This is a genomic window from Pedobacter nutrimenti, from assembly GCF_032678445.1.
Lineage (GTDB): Bacteria > Bacteroidota > Bacteroidia > Sphingobacteriales > Sphingobacteriaceae > Pedobacter > Pedobacter nutrimenti_A.
Window position 1 is genome coordinate 92,452 of sequence record NZ_JAVTSQ010000019.1, and the last position, 16,541, is coordinate 108,992.

Annotated in this window: 15 protein-coding genes; 11 read left to right on the forward strand and 4 right to left on the reverse strand. The window is 41.7% G+C overall.

The window, feature by feature from the left end:
• The first annotated feature begins 111 nt into the window (after positions 1–111).
• The 9 genes from R2S08_RS26645 (at position 112) to R2S08_RS26685 (ending at position 8,507) form a co-directional block, all read left to right on the forward strand.
• A complete protein-coding gene (locus R2S08_RS26645) occupies positions 112–519 on the forward strand; it encodes a BlaI/MecI/CopY family transcriptional regulator (RefSeq protein WP_316837975.1) in 408 nt (135 codons plus the stop codon).
• A 12-nt stretch (positions 520–531) separates the two neighbouring features.
• Entirely contained in the window at positions 532–1,713 is a 1,182-nt protein-coding gene (locus tag R2S08_RS26650; RefSeq protein WP_316837976.1) for a M56 family metallopeptidase, read from the forward strand.
• 89 nt (positions 1,714–1,802) lie between these two features.
• Positions 1,803–4,196, forward strand: coding sequence for an ABC transporter permease (locus tag R2S08_RS26655; protein ID WP_316837977.1), 2,394 nt, complete (start codon positions 1,803–1,805; stop codon positions 4,194–4,196).
• 31 nt (positions 4,197–4,227) lie between these two features.
• A complete protein-coding gene (locus R2S08_RS26660) occupies positions 4,228–4,602 on the forward strand; it encodes a hypothetical protein (protein WP_316837978.1) in 375 nt (124 codons plus the stop codon).
• 426 nt (positions 4,603–5,028) lie between these two features.
• On the forward strand, positions 5,029–5,895 hold the full coding sequence (locus R2S08_RS26665) for a transketolase (RefSeq protein WP_255564637.1): 867 nt from the start codon (positions 5,029–5,031) through the stop codon (positions 5,893–5,895).
• 51 nt (positions 5,896–5,946) lie between these two features.
• Positions 5,947–6,903, forward strand: coding sequence for a transketolase family protein (locus tag R2S08_RS26670; protein ID WP_316837979.1), 957 nt, complete (start codon positions 5,947–5,949; stop codon positions 6,901–6,903).
• A 3-nt stretch (positions 6,904–6,906) separates the two neighbouring features.
• A complete protein-coding gene (locus R2S08_RS26675) occupies positions 6,907–7,467 on the forward strand; it encodes an RNA polymerase sigma factor (RefSeq protein WP_133778780.1) in 561 nt (186 codons plus the stop codon).
• 34 nt (positions 7,468–7,501) lie between these two features.
• On the forward strand, positions 7,502–8,020 hold the full coding sequence (locus R2S08_RS26680; RefSeq protein WP_316837980.1) for a hypothetical protein: 519 nt from the start codon (positions 7,502–7,504) through the stop codon (positions 8,018–8,020).
• A 37-nt stretch (positions 8,021–8,057) separates the two neighbouring features.
• Positions 8,058–8,507 carry a hypothetical protein gene (locus tag R2S08_RS26685; protein WP_316837981.1) on the forward strand — a complete coding sequence of 150 codons (450 nt, stop codon included), beginning with the start codon at positions 8,058–8,060 and terminating at the stop codon, positions 8,505–8,507.
• On the opposite strand, the gene R2S08_RS26690 is transcribed toward R2S08_RS26685, so the two are convergent.
• The 4 genes from R2S08_RS26690 to R2S08_RS26705 all read right to left on the reverse strand — a co-directional run bounded on the left by R2S08_RS26690 (position 8,504) and on the right by R2S08_RS26705 (position 15,003).
• Entirely contained in the window at positions 8,504–9,424 is a 921-nt protein-coding gene (locus tag R2S08_RS26690) for a DUF58 domain-containing protein (RefSeq protein WP_316837982.1), read from the reverse strand. The genes R2S08_RS26685 and R2S08_RS26690 overlap by 4 nt on opposite strands.
• Positions 9,425–9,504: 80 nt before the next feature.
• Entirely contained in the window at positions 9,505–9,822 is a 318-nt protein-coding gene (gene trxA, locus R2S08_RS26695) for a thioredoxin (protein ID WP_108552243.1), read from the reverse strand.
• 140 nt (positions 9,823–9,962) lie between these two features.
• Complete coding sequence (gene dnaE / locus R2S08_RS26700; RefSeq protein ID WP_316837983.1) at positions 9,963–14,396, reverse strand: DNA polymerase III subunit alpha; 4,434 nt, start codon at positions 14,394–14,396, stop codon at positions 9,963–9,965.
• Positions 14,397–14,520: 124 nt separating this feature from the next.
• Positions 14,521–15,003, reverse strand: coding sequence for a lipocalin family protein (locus R2S08_RS26705; protein ID WP_316837984.1), 483 nt, complete (start codon positions 15,001–15,003; stop codon positions 14,521–14,523).
• 155 nt (positions 15,004–15,158) lie between these two features.
• Here R2S08_RS26705 and mdh point away from each other — a divergent pair, with 155 nt between their 5' ends.
• On the forward strand, positions 15,159–16,097 hold the full coding sequence (gene mdh / locus R2S08_RS26710) for a malate dehydrogenase (protein WP_316837985.1): 939 nt from the start codon (positions 15,159–15,161) through the stop codon (positions 16,095–16,097).
• A 4-nt stretch (positions 16,098–16,101) separates the two neighbouring features.
• Positions 16,102–16,539 carry an aspartyl protease family protein gene (locus tag R2S08_RS26715; protein WP_316837986.1) on the forward strand — a complete coding sequence of 146 codons (438 nt, stop codon included), beginning with the start codon at positions 16,102–16,104 and terminating at the stop codon, positions 16,537–16,539.
• The last annotated feature ends 2 nt before the right edge of the window (positions 16,540–16,541 follow it).

A 16,541-nucleotide genomic window follows, 5' to 3' on the forward strand; every position in this document is an offset into this window, starting at 1 on the left:
TTGCAGATATTCTTTGCTGCCAATTCTCGGCTTCCATGTTAAATAAAGTTAAATTCAGAAAATAAACCTACAAATATTTTTGTAGGTACAAATTTATTTGTAGGTTTATATATGGAAATCAATCAACCGGAAAAATCAAAGAAAATAGAACCGACCAAAGCGGAGTTGGAAATTTTAACAATCTTATGGGAGCATGGACCATTACCTGTACGTGCTGTGATGCAGGAAATCAATAAGATCCGGGAATTGAATTACACTGCAACACTAAAGCTTATGCAATTGATGGTGGATAAAGGAATTTTAAAACGCGACGAACGTAAAATGCAGCATGTGTATCATGTAGTGGAAGAGGAGAAAAAAACGAAGGCGCATTTACTGGATAAATTTCTGGATACTTTATATAAAGGATCGGCCAGCAGTTTGGTGACACAGCTGGTGGGCAATAAAAAAACAACGAAAGAAGAACTGGCTAAAATGAGAGCCCTGCTAGAGGAGGCAGAGCGGAAAAACAACCATTAATACGATAAAAAAATGGAAAAGATCATCAGCAGTTATATGCCTGAAAATATGGCAGAGGCAATTACCCACACGCTCCTGCACAATCTATGGCAGGGAATGGTGCTGGTGATTCTGGTGGCAATGATTCTTCATTTGACGAAACGGACCACCGCGATATGGCGTTACCGTCTTTTGACGTCGACTTTACTATTATTTACTTTGGTAGTCGCTTTAACTTTTATCCTGGAACTCTATACTGTTCCCGTCCGTGATTTCAATTTGCCAGGTCTGCATGCTTCAGATTCAAAGAATTTTCCTGCACTACTTTGGCAAAATCTGAACTTTTCCTTAAAATACGTTCATGAACATGCCGGCCTTATCACGATGTTCTGGATGCTTGCCGTTATTGTACAAATTTGCCGGCTATCACTAGGCTTTTATGTCCTCCAGCGCATGAAAATGGTTCGTATAGCTCCGGTAAGTAAATTCTGGCAACAACGGATGCAAGAATTGTGCGCAAGTCTGGGGCTGCGGCATACCGTAAATTTGCTGGAATCCGGAATTGCGCAAGTGCCGGTAGTGATCGGTTATCTTAAACCTTTAATACTGATTCCAGTTGGATTGATTACAGCACTGAACCAGGCTCAGGTAGAAGCCATCCTTTTACATGAGCTGGCACATATCCGTCGCAAAGATGGCCTGATCAATCTGATTCAGATACTTATGGAAACGCTGTTGTTTTTTAATCCCGCAATTTGGTGGTTGTCCTCTCTGATCAGGTCTGAACGTGAGAATTGTTGTGACGATATAGCAGTTCAACATTTAAATAGTCCGGTCGATCTCATGGGCGCAATGGTATATTTTGAACAATACCGTCAGCAACAGGACAAATTGAGTTTGGCCTTTTCAGGCGCAAGTGCCAGGATGCCGGCCAGAATGGAAAGACTTCTAAAAGGGAAAAAAAATTCGCCCGGGAAACTGGACCTTCTGGTCATTGCGCTGCTCTTAACTATAGGTACATTAGCGATGGTGCTTGGCCCAAGGAATCAAGTACAATTCCTAGTCAAAGTCCCTGTATCGGTGGGAAAACCTAGCGCAGAGGCCAATCGTAAGGCCCACGAAGACAAAAAAAGAGCCGAAACTGATGCCATACGCCGAACGAGGCCGTATGCTGTCCATAATACCGCAGGCAGTAAGAGGGAAATAGCTCCCTAATCCCTAACCTTAAACTTTTATCCGCTTCCCACGCACACCAGATCGGTGTCCCTGGCCAGCTATTGCCTCATTTTTTCAAATATCAAATCATGTTTAGGAATTATTTTAAGATCGCGGTCAGAAACCTGCATAAGCAACTTATACTTTCATTGATCAATATATTAGGCTTAAGTATTGGCCTTGCCTGCTGCATGCTGATCTTACTGTACATCACCAACGAGTTGAGTTTTGACCGCTTTCATCGGCATCAAGCGCAAATTTATCAACTCACCTGCCTGCGCAGTGAGCAGGACGGAACAAGTAAAAAATTCGCCATTGCAGCCTTGGTGCAAGGGCCAGCCTTTAAACAAAGTATTCCTGAAATACTCGAGTATACCCGCGTAAACACCAGGGAGACTGTACTAAGAAATAACCACCAGATAAGCACTGAACAAATCAGTTGGGTAGATGAAAGCTTTTTTAAAGTTTTCACCTTTCCGTTGCTTACAGGTGATCCCCGTACCGTGCTAAAAGATCAACACTCCATGGTCCTAAACGAACTGATCGCAAAAAAATACTTTGGATCAGCCGCAGCTGCCCTGGGCCAGTCTATAGAAGTGGAGGTTAATGGAAAATTTGAACTTTTTAAAATCTCAGGAGTGGCCAAATCAGCGCCGCAAAACTCCAGCATTCAGTTCAGTCTGCTCCTTCCTTTCTCGTATTTTCAGTTTGCATATCCGGATAACGGATGGATGTGGGTGTCCTTCCCAACCTATTTTTTGCTTTCGCAGGGTGCAAATATTTCCCAGGTGGAACGTAAAATGGACAAAATCTATAGCTCTAACGCTAAAGAGGAGATCGATCTAAACCATTTGGCTGGATATGGAAACCATTTCAAGTGGGGTTTACAACCACTGACCCGTATGCACCTAAATACAGATTACGAAGGAGCACCTGCTGCCAGCGACCCGGTGTATTCTTATATTCTAGGAGGAGTTGCGCTATTTACCCTGATCATTGCCTGTATCAATTTCATCAACCTAACCATTGTCCAATCGGTGAAAAGAAGCAAAGAAATTGGCATGCGAAAGGTTATTGGAAGCAGCCGAAGGCAGTTAACCATCCAGTTTTTAAGCGAGTCGATGCTGACCTGTCTGCTGGCGTTTATATTAGCCTTATTTTTAGCCGGCACAGTCTTGCCTGTCTTTAACAGTTTATGTGATAAAAACATTAGCCTGCATGATCTTTGGAACTGGAAGTTAGTGACAGCCTTTGTACTCTTGTTCCTGAGTACTGGATTCGCCGCCGGTTTTTATCCGGCACTGGTACTTTCGTCCTTGGCACCAGTAAATGCGCTGGCGGGTAAGACAGGGGTGATCGGAAAGAATGAGCTAACCAAAAGTCTGGTAGTCTTTCAATTTGCGCTGGCCACTTTTCTCATCATTTCTACCCTGTTCATTTATGCGCAATTTAACCTGTTAACCAAGACCCCGGTTGGCTATCCAGACCAAAACCTTCTGAGCGTAAAAATAGCAGAGGGCATCAGAAGCCGGTCATTGATGGAGCGCTACAAAGCAGCATTTTCCAGAATCCCAGGAGTAAGCGGAGCCGGCTATAAAAATATCGGACATTTTGGAGGCAAAACACAGGCTGCTGGTAAAGAGTTTACAGCCACTTATGAACATGTAAATGAAAACTATCTTTCGGTACTTGGTGCAATAATTATGCGCGGCCGAAACTTCTCTTCCTTATTTGGCTCAGATTCTTTGTCTTCAGTACTGGTCAATCAAACCCTGGTTAGAAAGGTTGGCTGGAAAGATCCCATTGGCCAGACTATTGATTACATGAACCTTCCGGGATGGGGGAACCGGAAAATGGTCGTCATTGGAGTAGTAAAGGATTATCATAACGAGTCTTTAAAGGAAAGGATTCAGCCGATGATCTTTACCGGGGAACCTTCACTACCTTTAGGGGAGATGATCATCAGAATCCGCCCTGAAAACAGTTCACAGACTTTAGCGGAGCTGGAAAGCGTGTTTCATCATCTGAATCCGGAACATCCCTTTGAGTACCAGTTCCGTCAGGAATCCAACCACAACAGTTACCGATCGGAAGAGCGGTGGAAACAGATCATGACCTTTGCAGCCGGACTCGCTATTTTTATCTCCAGTACCGGTCTGTTTGGCCTGGCCATGCTGACAGCAAAAAAACGGGAAAAGGAGTTTGGAATTCGTAAAGTCCTGGGTGCTTCCGTCAGTTCGCTGGCTTTGATGTTGTGCAGAGAGTTCTCAGGTCTGATACTGATCTCCTTTTTGCTGGCTATCCCTCTGGCTTGGCTGGTCATGCATAACTGGCTGGAGCATTTCCCTTATAGGGTGAACCTATCCTGGTGGCGGTTTGCTATGGCAGGATTAGTAACCATGTTTATTGCCTTGTTGACCGTAAGCTACCAGGCAGTTAAGACAGCACGCGCAACCCCTATTCAATCCCTTCGAAAAGAATAATTTATCATTTAATCCTTAAAAACCAATAATTATGAAAAAAGTAATTCTATGGAGTTTCGCACTTTTAGCTCTTATTAGTACACACGTGAATGCCCAGACTGAAACAACTGGCGAAAAACCGATTAAAGTTGGCAATCAATGGCAGATGCCTAAAGATGCCATATTGCGATCCAGGGCATTCGCTCAAAAGCTGCAGAAGTCACTAAATTTAGATCAATCCACCACCAAAAAGGTATTTAATGCCTACATGGGTAATGCCAAATCAGTGGATGAGATTCGTATGGGCAAAGGCTCAGAAAAAGAGAAAAAAGATGCAATGGCGGCTAATCAACATGCCTTTGACGAAAGCCTTAAGACGATTCTTTCCCCTGAACAATTTAGCAAATACCTAAAGAGCAAAACCTGATATTCTGAAACGCTGCCTGTCCCGCAGATCTCTGCCTCCTCACCTGGCCTCCTCCCTCTGCAATTTGCTACGGAAAATTCTCGTACACTGCGGAAAGGCCTCAGAGATCTGCGGGCTTCTTCAGCCCGCCTGATATCGTTAGCCTTGAAGCAGATGTACAGAATTTTCCGACATAATTCAGCCCCCTAACATCGTTAGCCTTGAAGCAGATGTACAGAATTTTCCGAAACAATACACCTCTCCATCCTTTATATCCCGTAATTAAACTACACCATTCTGCAACTTTATAAAACATAATTCCTCCTCTATTATACGTCAATATGACATTTATTTAAATTCATCAAAATTTATAGTATAAAATTCAAATGAAGATGTATTTTTGACATAACTACCGTGTTAAACAAGTAAATAATTACATTTGCTCGTATTAACACATTTCCATATTTAATGAAACATACAATCAATGAATTAGAGGATATTGCTTCTCAAGTAAGGAGGGATATTGTAAGAATGGTTCACGGATGTCAATCCGGACACCCAGGTGGATCATTAGGATGCGCAGATTTCATGACCGCACTGTATTTTGAAGTGATGAATCATTCTACTGATTTTACAATGGATGGTAAAGGTGAAGATCTGTTTTTTCTTTCTAACGGTCATATCTCCCCTGTTTTTTATAGCGTATTAGCCAGATCAGGTTATTTTGAAGTAAGCGAACTGGCAACTTTCAGAAAATTAAACTCGAGGTTGCAGGGTCACCCTACAACCCATGAGCACCTTCCGGGAATCCGAATTGCCTCAGGTTCATTAGGCCAGGGCATGTCTGTTGCTATAGGAGCAGCACAAGCTAAAAAACTCAATAAAGACCACTCTATTGTATATACTTTGCATGGTGACGGAGAACTACAGGAAGGACAAAACTGGGAAGCCATTATGTATGCCCCGCACAATAAAGTTGACAATTTAATTGCTTCCATCGATTATAACGGGCAACAGATTGATGGTCCAACAGAAAAAGTATTGTCCCTAGAAAACCTCCAAGCCAAATTCGAAGCTTTCGGATGGCATGTTATTGAGTCTGATGGAAACGATATGGAATCCATCGTGAAAGCTTTGCATTATGCTAAAACCTTAACAGGAAAAGGCAAACCAATCTTAAACTTAATGAGTACTCAAATGGGTGCAGGTGTTGATTTCATGATGGGATCACACAAATGGCATGGCGTTGCCCCTAATGACGAGCAACTGGCCGCTGCCCTTGCCCAATTACACAGTACCCTAAAAGATTATTAAGAATGAAAGCCTGCAGCGCAGGTTTGGACACCTTTAAAAACACTTAAGAACGTGAAAAAGTATACATATACAGAAAAAAAAGATACCCGTTCCGGATTCGGGGCCGGACTTCTTGAAGCTGGAAGAAAAAACCCGGAGGTCGTTGCACTATGTGCTGACCTTGTAGGCTCTTTAAAAATGGAAGCCTTTATCAAAGAATTTCCTGAACGTTTTTTCCAGATTGGTATTGCAGAAGCCAACATGATTGGGATCGCTGCCGGATTAACTATTGGCGGTAAAATTCCTTTTACCGGAACCTTTGCCAACTTCTCTACCGGTCGTGTTTATGATCAGATCCGCCAATCGGTTGCTTACTCTAACAAAAATGTAAAGATCTGTGCTTCACACGCCGGCCTAACACTAGGAGAAGATGGAGCAACACACCAGATCCTGGAAGATATAGGTCTGATGAAAATGTTACCAGGAATGACAGTGATCAATACCTGCGATTACAACCAGACCAAAGCCGCAACCATTGCCATTGCAGAGTATGAAGGTCCGGTATATTTACGTTTTGGACGCCCGGTCATCCCTGTATTCACCGATCCTGATCAAAAATTCGAAATCGGTAAAGCCTGGATGGTAAACGAAGGCACAGATGTAACCATTATCGCTACCGGTCATATGGTTTGGAAAGCCATCGAAGCCGGAGAGAAACTGGCTGAACTGGGCATCGATGCAGAGATCATCAACATCCACACCATTAAGCCGCTTGACGAAGAAGCGATTCTGAAATCTATTAAGAAGACAGGCTGCGTGGTTACCGCAGAAGAACACAATAAATTTGGTGGTCTTGGAGAAAGTGTGGCGCGTTTATTGTCTACAGAATTACCAACACCGCAAGAGTTTGTTGCTGTAAATGACAGTTTCGGAGAAAGTGGTACACCAGATCAGCTCATGACAAAATACGGTTTAGACACTGTAAATATTGTTGAAGCTGCTCAAAAAGTGATCAAAAGAAAGAAATAATACATGAAGCAGGTTGAAGACGCAGAAATACTGGAGAAGTTCTCAAACGAGAAAACCCGAAGTGAAGCCTTTAACCTGCTTTTATCTAAATATCAACAAAAGATATACTGGCACATTCGCCGCCTGGTGATTGATCATGATGACACCGACGATCTGGTTCAGGACGTATTTATTAAAGTCTGGCGAAACCTTGAAAAGTTTAGAAGTGATTCCCAGCTATACACTTGGATCTATAGAATCGCGACCAACGAATCCATTACTTTTCTGAACAAAAAGAAACAGAGAAACAATACCCCTTTAGATGAAGTTTCTGAAGAACTTGCAGACAGCCTCGTGGAATCTGCCTATTTCAACGGTGATAAATTGCAACTTAAACTGCAGCAAGCTTTACTAACCTTACCGGAAAAACAGCGGCTTGTTTTTAACATGAAGTACTTTGATGATTTAAAATATGAAGAAATATCAGAAATCCTGGGCACAAGTGTAGGAGCCTTAAAAGCCTCATTTCACATCGCAGCAAAGAAAATTGAAACTTTCTTATTAAATGATGATATTTCATTTTAAACCTTTTGGCATTTAATCTATCCATATAACTGTTATGAATGATGAAATAGAAGATAAGTTGAAAGTAAAGGTAAAACAGCCGGGCTTTTCTGTACCTGAGCATTATTTTGACCAGCTTACGGAAAGAATTCAGACGAAGGTATCAATGGAAAAGTTAAAGGATCTTTCCAATGGGGAAGGCTTCAGTGTTCCTGTTTCTTATTTTGAACAGCTGGAAGCAAGAATCAAAGAAAAGACCACGACGGTTAAACCAAAGAAAGAAGCTGGCCTATTCCGTTTATGGCGCTCAGACATCATCAAATATGCATCTGCCGCCTGTTTTGTTTTGATAAGTGCCTTTGGTCTGTACCTAAACAATCACCGCAGTATTCCTTCGGTAAAATCTGCAGATATGGCCACCGAGCAAACCTTGTTTGACATTGATGAACAAATGATTATTGATCATATTCAAGCCAACAAAGACACGAAAACAACCACCAATGCTTCAGAAAAAGAATTGGAAGATTATATTTTAAATAACTATTCTCAAAACGACATTGCTTCCAATCTTTAAAAAGACAGAAGTATAATTTGAGTAAAACTACAAGAACATGAAAAACCTCATCGTATTGACTTTTTTAATCTGCCTTGGCCAATTTGCTTCAGCACAGCGTCAAAATGAAAGAAGCAATGACATTGAGTCTTACAAAGTGGCCTATTTGACCAGTAAACTCGAACTTACACCCGAAGAATCCAAAGCTTTCTGGCCAATTTATAACAACTGGCAGAAGGAGCAGGCAGCATTAAGGGCAGAGCGTGCCGAAAAAATGATCAGCTTTAGAAAAACAAATGAAATCGATGATCTTTCTGACAACCAGGTAGAGTCGCTATTAACCAGTGAACTCAACTTTAAACAAAAAGCACTGAACATTGAGAAGAAATACTACTATCAGTTAAAATCGGTACTCCCTATAAAAACAGTTGGAAAATACTACAGAGCCCAGGAAACCTTTAAAAGGGAATTACTCAACCGCTATCGCGACGGCAAAAAGCGGGATTAACCCATTTTTTGCCTTTTAATCAGGTAAGCCTGCAATACCGGAATAAACCCCTCTGCCAGATCTGCATCTATCCAGTCAATCTTATATTGCGCACATTTTAATTGAATCTGCTGCCGGTAGATCCGCATCTGTTCCAAATAACCTTCTCTGACTTTGGAGGGGTGTAGTTTTAAAGATGCTCCTGTCTCCATGTCAATAAACTCGTAAGGTTTATTCTCAAATTCAAAAGAAATTTCTTTAGATCTATCTGTTACATTAAACAGGACTACCTCATGTTTATTGAACTTTAAATGCTGTAATGAAGCAAATACAGCCTCCAGTTGATCTTCCTGCCGGATGGTCTGGAGCATATCGCTAAATACCACCACCAGCGACCTTTTGTGAATCAATTCAGCCACCTGGTGCAAAGCAACCGCCAGATCTGTTGGCACATTGACCTGATCATGCTGCAATATACCCTCCAGTTCAGCAAACAAATACTTCTGGTGCATTCCTGTAGACTTCGCCGGGGTATTCAGGATCACCTGATCTGTAAACAGGCTCAAACCAAAAGCATCTCGCTGCCGTCTTAAAAGAAAGATCAGCGCTGCAACTGCCTGTACCGAAAAGCGAAGTTTGTTCAATTTTGCATCAGGGAAATACATAGATGAAGAAACATCTATTACAAACTGACAGCGCAAATTTGTTTCCTCCTCATACCGCTTGCTGTACAATTTATCTGTCTTCGCAAAAAGCTTCCAATCTATATTTTTAACATTATCTCCGGGATTATAGGCCCGGTGTTCTGCAAACTCAACCGAAAACCCATGAAAGGGGCTCTTATGCAAACCGGTAATAAAACCTTCTACAACCTGTCTGGCCAACAGTTCCAGGTTATCCAGGGTATTTAAGTTCTCAGGGTCGAGTTGCGATGACATCTTATAAATCTAGTAAAAATATACCTGCATAAAAAAAGCGTCTGCAAAACACAGACGCTTTCAAATATATCAGATTGTAATTACAATTGTTTATCTAATTTTCCTGCAAGTACAGATTTTGGTACTGCACCTACTTGTTTATCCACTACTTCTCCACCTTTGAAGAACAATAAAGCAGGGATGTTACGAATTCCAAATTGTGTGGAGATCTGAGGGTTGTTATCCACGTTCACTTTACCCACGATCGCTTTTCCTTCATATTCTTTCGAGATCTCATCAACAACGGGACCTACCATACGACACGGACCACACCATTCTGCCCAAAAGTCTACTAAAACGGGTTTATCAGATTTCAATACAACTTCCTCGAAGTTTGCATCTGTGATTTCTAAAGCCATAATTTCTATTTTATTTAATTGATTCTTATTTACTTACTTAGAGCTAGAATGAGTAGAAACATTTGAACTTATTGTTGCCCTTGTGATTACAAAGATATAATCAATACTAATGCCATTACACTTGTAATGTCAAAATGACATTAGTTCAACTTATAATTGACAACATTCAAACCGGTTAACTGTTCCAGAAAATGGTTATTCGGGTTTATTTTTAACGATTTTGAAGGCAAATCCAGTTGAATATTCTGTTCCCTATCATATACGGCAAAATTAAGTTTACAGTTTTGCTGATCTGTACTGGCCTTATTATCTTCAATAATTTCATGTATAGAGCTTAAAAAAGCTGCATTAATCCCTTCAATTGGAATTTGTATAGTTAGTGATTTGGCCAGCTTATCCCTCAGATCAGAAAGCAGGGCTATCGAAGTAATTTTAAACTCCCAGTCCCCTTCCTTCCTAAAACGCTCACCAACTCGTCCCCTGATCTGCAGGAAGTAACCATCGGTCAGGAATTGTTTGAACTTAATAAAATCCTCTCCAAAAAGCGCCAGCTCGCAACTGTCGTCATAGTCCTCAAAAACAATTGTTCCAAAAGGTTTACCAGTCTTGGTCATTCGCTGAGCGGCTATTACCACCAAACCACCAACCACCAGTTCCCTGTTTTTAAGGGCCTCAAATTCTGCTAACACCTCCTCATTTGTATCTCCGGTCCTGATTTTATTGATAATACTCAAATGTTTCACGGAATGCTGACAGAAATTCTGCAGTTCAAACTTATAATTATCCAGGGGATGTCCACTTAAAAAGATCCCTATAGCATCCTTTTCATACTTGAGGCGGTCAATCAATCCCCATTCCGGAGCAACCGGTAAAGGAGGTTCCATAATCAAATCTGCAATGGAACCACCAAAAAGTGAGGATTGTGACGAAGCTCCGTTGTTCTGAAAATCATTTGCGTATTTGATCAGTTTCTCTATCCCGTTCAACTTGTCGTTGATCCCCACATGAAAATACTGTGCCCGGTGGAACCCGAAACTATCAAATGCCCCGCTGTACACAAAACTCTCATAAGCCTTCTTATTCACAGTCCTGGTGTTGGAACGTTTTGCAAAATCATAAATACTGACAAAGTGACCCTTTTCTGCCCTTTCTTCAATGATACTCTCTACCGCTTTCTCTCCTACCCCCTTCACACCAGACAGTCCAAAACGGACCTCACCACGATCATTTACCGAGAACTTAATATCAGATTCATTTACATCCGGCCCAAGTACCTGAACGTTCATTTGCCGGCATTCTTCCATAAAAAATGCCACCTGCTTAATATCACTCATGTTGTTGGACAGTACCGCCGCCATATATTCTGCGGGATAATGTGCCTTCAAATAAGCAGTCTGATAAGCAATCCAGGCATAACAGGTAGAGTGTGATTTATTAAAGGCATAAGAAGCAAAAGCTTCCCAGTCCTTCCAGATCTTCTCCAGCACCTGCGGTGCATGTCCCTTTTCTGCCGCCTGGGTTACAAATTTCGGCTTCATCTTGTCCAAAACATCCTTCTGCTTCTTACCCATGGCTTTACGCAAAACATCGGCCTCACCTTTAGTAAATCCAGCAAGTTTTTGTGATAAAAGCATCACCTGTTCCTGGTAAACCGTAATTCCATAGGTCTCCTTCAAATATTCCTCGCAAGCATCCAAATCATATTTGATTTCCTCTTCCCCGTTCTTCCGGCGAACGAAACTTGGAATATATTCCAGTGGTCCCGGACGGTACAAAGCATTCATCGCAATAAGATCGGCAAATACGGTTGGCTTAAGCTCCTTCATGTATTTTTGCATCCCGTTACTCTCGTACTGAAATATCCCTATGGTTTCCCCACGCTGGAAAAGTTCGTAGGTTTTAACATCATCAATCGGAATTTCATCCGGATTCAACTCAATACCACTCCTCAGTTTCACCAGTTTTACCGTATCCTTGATCAATGTCAGGGTCTTTAAACCCAAAAAGTCCATTTTCAGTAATCCAGCACTTTCCACTACCGAGTTATCAAACTGGGTTACATACAAATCTGAATCTTTTGCCGTAGCAACCGGAACGAAGTTGGTAATGTCATCCGGTGTAATAATCACTCCGCAGGCATGAATACCTGTATTCCTCAAAGAACCTTCTAATATTTTTGCTTGCTGTATGGTTTCGGCACTCAGATCCTTTGATCCGGCCATAGCCTTAAGTTCTACTACCTTTTCATACTCATCCGCCCTAAGCGCTTCTTTCAGGTTCTTCTCATCCAGGTTAAAGATTTTGGCCAACTTCATATTCGGGATCAGCTTAGCAATCTTATCTGCCTCAAACAGCGGTAAATCCAATACCCTTGCTGTGTCCCTGATGGAAGACTTGGCTGCCATGGTTCCATAAGTAATAATCTGGGCAACCTGATTGGCCCCATATTTCTTAATTACATAGTCCATAACCCTTCCACGGCCCTCATCATCAAAGTCAATATCAATATCGGGCATAGATACCCTATCCGGGTTCAGGAAACGCTCAAAAAGCAAATCATATTTGATCGGGTCAATATTGGTGATCCCCAGACAATAAGCCACTGCAGAACCCGCAGCAGAACCCCTTCCCGGTCCAACAGATACATCCAGATTTCTTGCTTCAGCAATAAAATCCTGCACAATAAGGAAATACCCCGGATATCCCGTTTTCTCAATGGTCTGCAACTCAAAGTCAAGGCGCTCTTTAATGTCGGGTGTAATTTCTCCGTACCGTTTTTCAGCCCCTACATAAGTCAGGTGCGCAAGATATTTATTCTCCCCTCTTTTTCCACCATCCGTTTCATCCTCCGCAACAAGAAATTGTTCAGGAATACCAAATTTGGGTAAGAGTACCTCTCTGGCCAGCTTATAAATTTCTATCTTATCTACAATCTCCCCAATATTGAGGATCGCTTCAGGAAGATCTGCAAAGAGTGCTTTCATCTCTTCACCAGACTTAAAATAATATTCCTGATTGGGCAGACCATAACGGTAACCACGCCCGCGTCCTATAGGTGTAGCCTGCTTTTCACCATCTTTTACACACAATAAAATATCATGGGCGTTGGCGTCTTTTTTATTGATGTAATACGTATTATTTGTTGCGATCAGCTTTACATCGTGTTTTTTAGCCAGACTGATCAGTGATTTATTCACAATATTTTCGTCATCCTGGTTGTGACGCAGAACCTCTATATAAAAATCATCTTTAAATTGTTCTTTCCACCAGAGCAAAGCTTCTTCCGCTTGTTTTTCACCCACGTTTAAGAGTTTACTTGGAATCTCTCCGTACAAGTTTCCCGAAAGAACCAGAATATCTTCCTTATATGCTTCAATTACCTTTCTGTCTATCCTCGGCACATAATAAAAGCCTTTGGTATAAGCAATAGAAGACATTTTGGCCAGATTGTGATAGCCTTTTTTATTCTTAGCCATTAATACAATCTGGAAACCATTGTCTTTGCGGCTCTTGTCCAGGTGGTCTTCACACACAAAGAACTCACAACCTACAATTGGCTTTAGAATCACATCTACCGGTTCCTCCCCCTTCTCTACAGCAGCCTGATTCCTGGCCTCTGCGCCTTTATTGTAATTCAGAACCTGATTCACAAAGTGAAAGGCCCCCATCATATTGGCATGATCAGTCATGGCCACTGCAGGCATTTTATCTGCAGCTGCAGCTTTGATCAGATCAGGAATATTGATGGTAGACTGTAATACGGAAAACTGCGTGTGGTTATGTAAATGCGCAAATACTGCATTTTTCAATTCCTCCTGATTTTCCTTCAGGGCTTGTCTGGACAGACCACCACCCTCTGCCTTTTTAAGGCGCTCGCGAATTTCCTCAGAAGCAGCCTTAAGGTTGATATGTTTTAATCCTGTTGTTGGAATAACCCCAGGATTACGTTCTTTAAAAGCCCTTACATAATCCGAATCCCTTTTGAGTTGTTCTGGTTTAAATCCATCAATTTTCAACAACTGCAGGAAACACCTGGTCGTCGCTTCAACGTCGGCGGTAGCATTATGTGCTTCGGCAAAGGGTTCACCAAAAAGATACTGGTGCAATTCAGTCAGGTTTGGCAATTTAAATCTGCCTCCCCTTCCCCCTGGCAGTTTTAGTAGTTCGGCCGTAACTTCTGTACAAGTATCCAATACCGGCATTTCTGCCAGCCGGTTTTCTACGCCATAGCGGTAAAACTCACAACCCATAATATTGACGTCAAAACCAACGTTCTGACCTACTACAAATTCCGCTTTGGATAAGGCGATATTAAATTTTGCAAGAACCTCTTCAAGTTCTATCCCTTGCTCTTCTGCCAGTTCCGTAGAAATTCCGTGGATACGTTCGGCATCATAGGGAATATTAAACCCCTTTGGTTTAACCAGATAATCTTGATTTTCTATCAGTACCCCAAACTCATCATGGAGTTGCCAGGCAATCTGTATACAACGCGGCCAGTTATCGGTATTGGTAATGGGCGCATTAAAATTACCTGGTAAACCAGTCGTCTCGGTATCAAAAATCAAATACATATGGGGGTAATTAAGGATTCTCGCTTAAAAAAAAAGAATAACCAAAATTACGGATTTTTTAAATGTTCCGAATGCTAATGACCGAATAAATTCCTAATTTTCTAAGCTGCTGATTTTTTCGTTTTTAATGAACAGCTAACTTTTGTTTCGCCGCAGATTTATGCTCCTGTGAAACCAGTTTAGTGGTATCATACCCTTTCTCCTTGCAGCGGGCAATAATATCATTAAGCAATTGCTCATCAAGCTGTGGCTTCCTTGCCATAATAAACAAATATTTATGCTTAGGATGCCCAATCACCACATAAGAATAATCTTCTGCCAGTTCAATGACCCAATAGTCTACTTTAAAAGGCCAAACAAACTGAGCCTTATAAATGGCGTTACCAGTACCTCTTATCGTAAACAACTTAGAGCGGATATATTTTTGCTTTAGCTCTCCAATAACTTTGTAGGTGGTAAATACCGCATAATACCCGTCTGGATGGATCACATAAGTCTCGATCGTTTGCCTCCAGTGCTTATCCAGGAACGTTGGGATGGAGCAAAGTGAGTACCACTTTCCAGCATAAGAGAGCACATCTACTTTTTCAACAGGTATATTGTCCATATCAAGTTCTCGTTTCTATAGTATTAAGCAAATGTAAATTCTTTATCATAAAACCCCCAAGGAATCATAAAGTTTTAAAAAGCATTTTTTATAAAGCAGTAATTGTATAACTTGTTCACATATTAATGGAATTTCCAATATAAACGTATACGACTATGAAGATAACTGTTGTAGGAGCAGGAGCCGTTGGCGCCACTTGTGCTGATAATATTGCAAGAAAAGAGCTGGCACGTGAACTTGTACTTTTAGATATTAAAGAAGGCTTTGCAGAAGGCAAAGCGATCGATATGATGCAAACAGCTGCACTTCTGGGTTTCGATACCAAAATTACAGGTGTAACAGCCGACTACAGTAAAACTGCCGGATCAGCCGTTGCCGTCATCACTTCAGGTCTGCCCCGTAAACCCGGGATGACCCGCGAGGAACTTATTGGCATTAATGCAGGTATTGTGAAAGGTGTAGCCGAAAACATCCTGAAATATTCCCCTGAGGCCATCATCATTGTGATCAGCAACCCAATGGATACCATGACCTATTTGTCTTTAAAATCCCTGGGGATTCCTAAACATAGAATTATTGGAATGGGTGGAGCTTTAGATAGTGCCCGTTTTAAATATTACCTGAGCACCGCACTCAACTGCAGCGCAAACGATCTTCAGGGTTTCGTTATTGGTGGCCATGGCGATACGACAATGATCCCCCTGACCCGTTTTGCAACCTATCAGAGTTTGCCAGTAACAGAATTACTGGATCAAACCATTTTAGATAAAGTGGCTGCCGATACTATGGTAGGCGGCGCAACCCTAACCGGATTATTGGGCACTTCGGCCTGGTATGCACCCGGGGCAGCAGGAGCTGCTTTGGTAGAAAGCATCGTCCGCGATGAAAAGAAATTATTTACCTGCTGTGTTGCCTTAGATGGAGAATATGGCCAGAAAGATATCTGTCTTGGCGTTCCTGTGGTGATTGGCCGCAACGGGTGGGAATCCATTATCGACTATAAACTCAACGAAACTGAACAAGCCGCTTTTAACAAAAGTGCAGATGCAGTAAGGAATATGAATAATGTTTTAGCAGAAATGAAACTGATCTAAGTACATGAGGGCGATACATGTTCCTTTGAAATTGATCAATTTACAAGACGACGGTTTCCATCTTTTGATGGAAATTGTTGTTTTTGGCGAATCCCACCTGGCTGTCCTTGATACAGGGGCATCGAGATCCGTATTTGACAAAACATTACTGGAAAAGCACCTGTCTGATGACCTTGAAGTTTCACAGGAAAATACAGATGAAAATTACGCAACCACCCTGTTCAGTACGTCAAGTACTTTAATGGCAACCATTCCAGTTTTAAAACTAAATGGACTTAAATTAAAGAAATACACTGCAGTAGGCCTGGATCTCGACAGCGTCAACGCCACTTATCAGCAAATGGGACATCCGGTTATTGCAGCCATTATTGGCGGCGATATCCTGTTCCAGCATAAAGCGGTTATTAATTACAAGAAACTACAGTTAAAACTGTATAAATAAAA